2 protein-coding genes are annotated in these 1,748 nt (G+C 52.4%); one reads left to right on the top strand and one right to left on the bottom strand.

Going from position 1 to position 1,748, the window contains the following annotated elements:
* Positions 1-150 precede the first annotated feature (150 nt).
* Positions 151-498 (top strand): KTSC domain-containing protein, encoded by a 348-nt coding sequence (locus tag AC04L7_RS18020; protein ID WP_475513613.1) that lies wholly within the window; start codon positions 151-153, stop codon positions 496-498.
* 213 nt (positions 499-711) lie between these two features.
* Here AC04L7_RS18020 and AC04L7_RS18015 read toward each other — a convergent pair whose 3' ends face one another.
* Positions 712-1,059 carry a hypothetical protein gene (locus tag AC04L7_RS18015; protein WP_475513612.1) on the bottom strand — a complete coding sequence of 116 codons (348 nt, stop codon included), beginning with the start codon at positions 1,057-1,059 and terminating at the stop codon, positions 712-714.
* Positions 1,060-1,748 lie beyond the last annotated feature (689 nt).

Raw genomic sequence — 1,748 nt, 5'->3', positions numbered from 1 at the left:
CAGTGAACCGCAATCTCTCGCAGTAGGTGGCGAAGTCGTGTCGTAGGAGACGTTTTTTCTCGAACTTTTTTTGGTTCGAAAACCACACCATGCAGTCCCTGGCGGACCGCTTTGTGACATCCTACGAGCTTTGCTTAACTGGAGGGTACAGTGAAAATTTTGGTTCTATGTTTACTGGCTTCGCTGTGCGGAGTTGCGACTGCGGAAACAGTTCAGGTCAAGTATCACGGCAACGTTTCACTTGACTCCTTTGCTTGCTYAGATATCAATGAATCAAGCGATGTTGCTCGGATTTGCTATGACAAGGCTGAGCGCTACATGCTTATTAAACTGAACACGACCTACTATCACTATTGCTCTATCGACGCTGCTACTGTGCAAAGTCTTCAATCARCTCCCTCGAAGCGACAGTTCTTTATGGCTCGCATCCGGGGAAATGGGTCTGACGGTCCATTCGACTGCCGGACACATCCAATCCCTAAGAAATATCGGAAGTAGAGCTGTCTCACATTCATTGGACGAGTCCGCTGAAAGTTAATGTCACGGAACAGCGCATGGWGTTGCCTGAAGAACTCAGCTCGGCCTTGGTTCGAAAACCACTGTTGTTGGCTCTCTTCCGCTTCATCTTGTGGGACAGGATTCGGCCAGGAGCGGCCCTAGACGCTCTGGTAAAGCGGTCGCTCAGAGTGAAAGAGACCGGCACGYTTTGTCTCACACCGCCGAATCTTCATGTTTGACGTGGTTTCCGTACTCCAACGGTGTCTTGCCGATGCCATCCTTGAGTGTCACGTCTGCTCCCAACTCAATTAGCTTCGCTGCATTGTCAAAGCGGCGCAATAACCTTGCGACGTGCAACGCCGCGTGATGCTGCTCGGAGCCGCTCCTTGCGTCTAATTCGGCACCGTTCTCCACCAGTGCCTGAATGTCCATCGGCAGCAAGTGCTGGGCAGCAACAATAAGCGGCGTTTCCAAGGAGACATTGCGTTGGTTCACGTCGCTTAGGGGAATTTCCTCGCCCGCAGCGTCCAATTGGGGATACCAGACCGGACGAAGCTTCAAGAAGACGGCTTCAAGTGGGGCTGAAGTGAGGGACAAAGGTCGCTCCGAGCTTATGAGTGTGAGGCATACCGCAAGGCAGGGCGCAAACAACCTGTGAGATAAATTTCAGGATTTCCCGGCAAGCGTCTGCACAACAAACTATAGCGTGGTCATTGGCATGGGCCGGTAGAGCGAAGGGACGATTCTCGGCATCAATCAAGCGAATTCAAATCAGTGACGGCTCTTGGGAGATGATGGTCACCGTCGGCTCTGGGCCCAAAGGCGACGTTGAGCGCAACTCTCCAATCCAGTCATTTGTTCCGCTGCCAGCCCAAACTGGAGCGCCGTCACTCCTGCGTTTGTGCGTTAGCAGGCTATAGTTTGTTCGGCTGAAGCTTGCATAGTTTGCAAGAATATTTCTACTTCACAGTTTTCCCAATCCTGCGGTTGCAACCCAGCACTGCAAGCTGATTTAAGGAAGCAACCGTGTCCAAAACATCCGCACTATTCAGCTTACGCTACAAGTTCTGCGAGATAGGTTACGTTGGGGCCACAGGATGGACGCTATGAGTCAGGCGACTGTTGTGAGGGAGTCTGGCTACGCGGCAGTTGCGTTCTTTGTTGCGCCGTTAGTCGCTGCGCTGAGCTTGGCATTTTTGGGGTTCGCGCAGATTGACGGGGTAGCGCAAAACGCTGTACTGGTGTTGGGA

The sequence above is a fragment of the Pseudoxanthomonas sp. LjRoot204_2 genome (genome assembly GCF_056175765.1).
The sequence above is the reverse complement of the archived record's forward strand: the minus strand, read 5'-3'. Positions and strand labels throughout refer to the sequence as shown.